A 6135-nucleotide genomic window follows, 5' to 3' on the forward strand; every position below is an offset into this window, starting at 1 on the left:
TACCGGGAAAGGTCACCCCACCCACGGTGGGGTGCTACCCGCGCAGGATCACCTGCGCTGCGTTGTGGCCCGGCGCGCCGGTCACGCCGCCGCCCGGATGGGTGCCGGAACCACACAGGTACAGCCCGGGCAACGCCCCGCGATAGCCGGCCTGGCCCAGCATCGGGCGGGCACTGAACAATTGGTTGAGGCTCAGCGCGCCGTGGAAGATGTCGCCGCCAATCAACCCGAATGTGCGCTCCAGATCGAGCGGACTGTGTATCTGCCGCCCCAGCACCAGCGCGCTGAACCCCGGCGCGTGCCGTTCAACGGTGGCGACCATCACATCGGCTACTTCCTCGCGGTGGTCGTCCCAGCTGCGCCCCTTGGAAAGCACGGGCGCCACGTGCTGGCAGAACAGGCTGGCCACGTGTTGCCCCGGAGGCGCCAGTGAATCATCCAGCGTGCTCGGAATGAGCAGCTCCACGATCGGTTCGCGCGACCATCCGTGCTGGCGTGCATCGTTGTAGGCGCGCTCCATGTAGGCCAGCGTCGGCGCGATGATGATGCCGGCGGTGAGGTGGTCCCCTGCCCCGGGCAACACCGTGAAGGAGGGCAGCCCCGACAGCGCCACGTTCATGCGGAACGTGCCGGAGCCGCAGCGCCAGTGTGCCATGCGTTCGCGCGTGGCGGCCGGCACTTCGTCAGGCGCGAGCATTTGCTCATAGAGCAGTTTGGGATTGACGTTGGCCACCACCGCATGGGCGCGGATCACCTCGCCCTGCAGCGTTTCCACGCCCACCGCGTGGCCGTGTTCCACCAACACCCGGCGCACCCCGGCGTCGGTGCGTATCTCCGCTCCTGCCGCAGTCGCCGCGCGCGCCACCGCCTGGGTGATCGCACCCATGCCGCCGATGGCGTGGCCCCAGGCGCCCTTCACCCCGTTGCTCTCGCCGAAGGCGTGGTGCAGCAGCACGTAAGCCGAACCGGGCGCGTCTGGGCTGGCGTAGTTGCCCACGATGCCATCGAAGCCGAACAGCGCCTTGATCGGGTCGCTCTCGAACCAGCGGTCCAGGTATTCGGTGGCGGAGATGGTGAACAGATCCAGCAGTTCCTGGCGCAGCGCCGGCGCCAGGCCGTGCAGGCGGCGCCCCAGCCGGCCGGCCTGCCACAGCGCCGGCAGCTGCGTCAGCCAATGGCCCTCGCCCACGTTCGGCGGAGACTGCAGTGCCAGCTCGCGCAACACATCGGCAAAGGCTTCCAGGCGCTGTTCGAACACCGGCAGGCGCTCGGCATCGCGCGTGGAGAACCGTGCCACCTGCGCGCGGGTCAGCCCGGCACCGGCCAGCAGGTAGTCCCCGTCCAGCGGCAGGAAATTGTTGATGCGCCGCGGCACCACACGCAGCCCGTGCCCGGCCAGGTCGAGGTCCTGGATGATGCGCGGCTGCAGCAGCGACACCGTATAGGCGGCCACCGAATTGCGGAAACCGGGATGAAACTCCTCGGTGACCGCTGCGCCACCGACTACCGCACGGCGTTCCAGCACGAGCACCCTCTTGCCCGCCCGGGCCAGATAGGCCGCGCAGACCAGGCCGTTGTGCCCGCCGCCGATGATGACCGCATCCCACGCACGCGTCGTTGAAGTGCCCATGCCCGGTTGTATACACCGGCACTGGGGCGCTTGTCCTGCGCTGGCGAGCCGCTTTGCCGCAACCGGTCTTCAGCGTGATGGGGGCTGAACGCCGGTGCGGCTTGCCTTCGGGCATGACCTTCGACACCCTTGCAGGCCGGGCCAGCGGCGTATCGTCTGGCCCACGGTCCCGTTGGGGCCCACCCTGAAAGATTCTTCGGCCCGGAGGCCATACTAGTGATCTCTCGCACTCCCAAGATTGTTCTGCTGACCCTGGCCGTTTCGGCTGCGCTGGTCGGCTGCGGCAAGAACGAAACCCCGGCTACGGACAGCGCGGCCTCCACCGCCACCCCGACTGCCGCCGCCCCGGCCGCCACCGAGTTCAAGCTCGACGAAGCCAAGCTGCCGGCCTACAACGCCTTCCACCCGTCCGACCTGGACAAGAGTCTGGACGCCTGCACCGCGTTTGGCGACTATGTCAACAGCAAGTGGCTGGCCGCCAATGAAATTCCGGGCGACCGCACCAGCTGGGGCGCCTTCACCATCCTGGACGAGCGTTCGGTCGCCGTGCAGCACCAGCTGGCCGAACAGGTCGCGGCGGTGAAGAACCCGACCGGCATCGAGAAGATCGTCGGCGACTTCTGGGCCACCGGCATGGACGAGGCCAAGATCAACGCGCAGGGCATCGACCCGATCAAGGCCGACCTGACCGCCATCGACGGCCTGAAGGACAAGGACGCCATCGCCAACTACCTGCGCACCAGCGCGGCCAAGGGCGAGAACCTGCTGTTCGGCTTCGGTCCGGAAGCGGACTTCAAGAACTCCAGCATGAACATGGCGTACGCCAGCCAGGGTGGCCTGGGCCTGCCGGACACCACCTATTACACCGACGCCAAGAACGCCGACAAGCTCAAGGCGTACGAGGCCCACGTGGCCAAGGTGCTGGAACTGTCCGGCGTGGCTGCCGCCGACGCCGCCAAGCAGGCCGCGGACGTGGTCAAGTTCGAAACCCGCCTGGCCAAGGCCTCCAAGTCCAGCGAACAGCTCTCGCGCGATGTCTCGCTGTACTACAACCCGGTCACCGTGGCGGACGCCGACAAGCTGACCCCGAACTTCAGCTGGAGCAAGTTCTTCGAAGCGCAGGGCATCGCCGCGCCGGAGAAGTTCTCGCTGGCCATTCCCGGCTTCCACCAGGAAGTGAGCAAGGCACTGGCCGACACCGATCCGTCGGTGTGGCGTTCGTACCTGCGTTTCCACACCGTGGATTCGGCTTCGCCGTACCTGGCCGACGCCTTCGTGCAGGAGAACTACGCGTTCTACGGCAAGACCCTCAACGGTCAGAAGGAAATGAAGCCGCGTTGGAAGCGCGTGCTGGGCACCATCGAGAACGATGCCGGCGAAGCGTTCGGCCAGCTGTACGTCAAGGTGGCCTTCTCGCCTGAGTCCAAGGCCAAGATGGAAGAACTGGTGAAGAACCTGGCCGCCTCGCTCAAGGAGCGCATCCAGGGCCTGACCTGGATGAGCGACGAGACCAAGGCCAAGGCCATCGCCAAGTGGGAAACCTTCACCCCGAAGATCGGTTACCCGGACAAGTGGCGCGACTGGAGCGGCCTGACCACCGGCCGTGACAGCTACTTCGACAACGTGCGTGCCGCCAACGAGTTCAACTACAAGTTCGCGCTCGGCAAGATCGGCAAGCCGGTGGACAAGACCGAGTGGGGCATGACCCCGCAGACGGTCAACGCCTACTACAACCCGCTGCAGAACGAGATCGTGTTCCCGGCCGCCATCCTGCAGCCGCCGTTCTTCGACCCGAAGGCCGACGACGCGCTGAACTACGGCGGCATCGGTGCGGTGATCGGCCATGAAATGACCCATGGTTACGACGACCAGGGCGCACGCTTCGGGCCGACCGGCAACATGGAAGACTGGTGGACCCCGGGCGACAAGAAGAACTTCAGTGGCCTGACCGGCAAGCTGGTGAACCAGTTCGACGGCTACAAGGTCGGCGACCAGGCGGTCAACGGCAAGCTGACCCTGGGCGAGAACATCGCCGACCTGGGCGGCCTGGCCACCGCCTACGACGCCCTGCAGAAGGCCAGCGCCGGCAAGGAAGACCCGAAGGTCGACGGCTTCAGCCGCGACCAGCGCTTCTTCTTCAACTGGGCCACCGTGTGGCGCACCAAGTACACCCCGGAAAACGCCAAGGTCCGCCTGGCGACCGACCCGCACGCCCCGGCCGCGTTCCGTGCCATGGGCGCCCCGTCGAACCTGCCGACCTTCGCGGCCGCGTTCGAGTGCAAGCCGGGTTCGCCGATGGTGCGCGCCGGCGACAAGCAGGTGGTGATCTGGTAATCCATCGCGCCCTGGCGTGATGCGTGAAAACCAACGGCCCGGGGGAAACCCCGGGCCGTTTTGTTTGCATGCCGCGTTTTCATCGGGTCTTGCTATAGTTCCGCGGTCTTCAATCCTTCCGGATTTGTTTCACATGCCCAACCTTCGTCCGCTTGCCATTGCCCTCGGCCTCGGCCTTGCCACCCTGGTCGCCACCGATGCGTCCGCCGCACCGAAGAAGAAGGCCGCCGGCCGCGCGCCTGCCGCCAGCGCGCAGTGCAGCGACTTCTACGAAGCCAACAACGCCGCCTGGCTGAAGGCCAACCCGGTCCCGCAGACCGGCGCGACCACCGCACTGGGGCAGCTGGCCGATCGCACCCGCCTGCAGCAGCGCGAGCTGCTCGATGGCGCGATGAAGGCGCCGCAAGGCAACGTGCAGAAGCTGCTGGGCGACTTCTGGGCCAGCGGCCTGGACGAGGCGGCCGTGGAAGCGGACGGCTCCACTCCGATCGCCCCGCTGCTGACCCGCATCAATGCCATCAAGAAGGCCAAGGACGTGCCGGCGTCGATCGCCGCGCTGCACCAGGTCGGCATCCCGGTCGCATTCAACTTCGCGCCGGACGTGGACCTCAAGGCGCTGGACCGTCACATCGGCTACTTCATGCAGGGCGGCATGGGTCTGCCGGACCCGGCCTTCTACACCCGCACCGACGCCGATACCGTGGCCCTGATGGCCCGCTACCGCGCCTACGTCAAGCAGATCCTGGCCCTGACCGGTACTCCGGCGGCCAACCTGGATGCCGAGTCGCAGGCCGTGATCGCGCTGGAAACGGAGCTGGCACGCAACGCGCAGTCGCTGGCCGGCATCAACAACCCGTTCAACAACTACGCGCCGATCTCCACCAAGGAGCTCAACAGCCGCTTCCGCAACCTGCAGCTGGATGCGTTCCTGAAGGCGCAGGGCGTCAACGACGACCTGGTCTCGCTGTCCGACCCGGAACTGTTCAAGCAGCTCGACGGCATGGTCACCCGGATCAAGCCGGACCAGTGGAAGGCCTACCTGCGCTGGCGCGTGGGCGATGCAATGGCCCCGTACCTGTCCAAGGCCTACCGCGATGCGGAGTTTGAATTCCGCGGCCGCGTGATCCGTGGCGAGACCCTGGCCCCGGCGCGCTGGGAGCAGGTGCTCGATGCCATGAACGTGGCGGCCGGCCCGATGGTGGGCCGCGAGTACGCCTCGCGCTACCTGTCGGCCGAGGACCGTCGCCAGGCGGCGGTGATCGTCGACAAGATCCGCGAAACGCAGATCGACGCGGTCAAGCGCAGCACCTGGCTGAGCCCGGAAGCGAAGACCGAGGCGCAGGCCAAGCTGGCCGCGCTGAAGATCGAAATCGGCACCCCGTTGCGCGATCTGGACTACAGCGTGCAGCCGATGGGCCGCGGCAGCTTCGGCGGCAACATGCTGATCGCCTCGACCTGGCGCCACCGCGAGGAAATGAAGCGCATTGGCAAGGGCAACGCCGACCGTCGCTGGGACGTGCTGCCGCAGCAGCCGGCACTGGCCTACGACATCGCGCAGAACCGCCTGATCGTCACCGCCGCCGTGCTGCAGGGCCCGGTGTTCAACGCCAAGGCCGACACCGCCGACAAGTACGGCAGCTACGGCGCGCTGGTCGCGCATGAGCTGAACCGCGCGATCGACGCCAAGGGCGCGCTGGTGGATGCCAACGGCACGCTGCGCAGCTGGTGGACGCCGGCCGACAAGACCGCATGGAACCTGCTGGGCAACCGTGTCGCGGCGCAGTTCAGCGCGTACGAGTTCCCGGGCGTGAAGGGTGCCAAGGTCAACGGCGAACTCACCCGCGAAGAGAACCTGGCCGACCTGGCCGGTGTGGAGCTGGCCTGGGCTGCCTACACCTCGGCCGAACCTGCCGCCAAGCCGGCCGCACAGCAGGGCTTCTTCCGCGCTTGGGCCAACCTGTGGCCGCAGCAGCTGTCGCCGAACGAAGCCGCCCAGCGCCTGACGTCGGACACGCTGGCCCCGGGCAAGTGGCGCAGCAACGGCCCGCTGTCCAACCTGCCGGCCTTCGGTGCCACCTTCAGCTGCAAGCCGGGCCAGCCGATGCAGCGCGTGGACAACGACCAGATCAAGATCTGGCGCTGAGCCAAACGGTGATGGAATAGAGAAGGGG

At 67.1% G+C, this 6135-nt stretch carries 3 protein-coding genes; 2 read left to right on the forward strand and 1 reads right to left on the reverse strand.

The window, feature by feature from the left end:
* Nucleotides 1–34: 34 nt before the first annotated feature.
* Nucleotides 35–1630 carry a phytoene desaturase family protein gene (locus ACREPD_RS15410; protein ID WP_431600136.1) on the reverse strand — a complete coding sequence of 532 codons (1596 nt, stop codon included), beginning with the start codon at nt 1628–1630 and terminating at the stop codon, nt 35–37.
* A gap of 219 nt (nt 1631–1849) precedes the next feature.
* Here ACREPD_RS15410 and ACREPD_RS15415 point away from each other — a divergent pair, with 219 nt between their 5' ends.
* Entirely contained in the window at nt 1850–3964 is a 2115-nt protein-coding gene (locus tag ACREPD_RS15415) for a M13 family metallopeptidase (RefSeq protein WP_431600138.1), read from the forward strand.
* Nucleotides 3965–4097: 133 nt separating this feature from the next.
* Entirely contained in the window at nt 4098–6107 is a 2010-nt protein-coding gene (locus tag ACREPD_RS15420) for a M13 family metallopeptidase (RefSeq protein WP_431600137.1), read from the forward strand.
* The last annotated feature ends 28 nt before the right edge of the window (nt 6108–6135 follow it).

The organism is Stenotrophomonas sp. (genome assembly GCF_050737075.1).
Classification (GTDB): Bacteria; Pseudomonadota; Gammaproteobacteria; order Xanthomonadales; family Xanthomonadaceae; genus Stenotrophomonas.

Coding starts and splice junctions, on each gene's coding strand:
- ACREPD_RS15420 (WP_431600137.1), top strand. CDS start 4,098: ATGCCCAACCTTCGTCCGCTTGCCATTGCCCTCGGCCTCGGCCTTGCC.
- ACREPD_RS15410 (WP_431600136.1), bottom strand. CDS start 1,630: ATGGGCACTTCAACGACGCGTGCGTGGGATGCGGTCATCATCGGCGGC.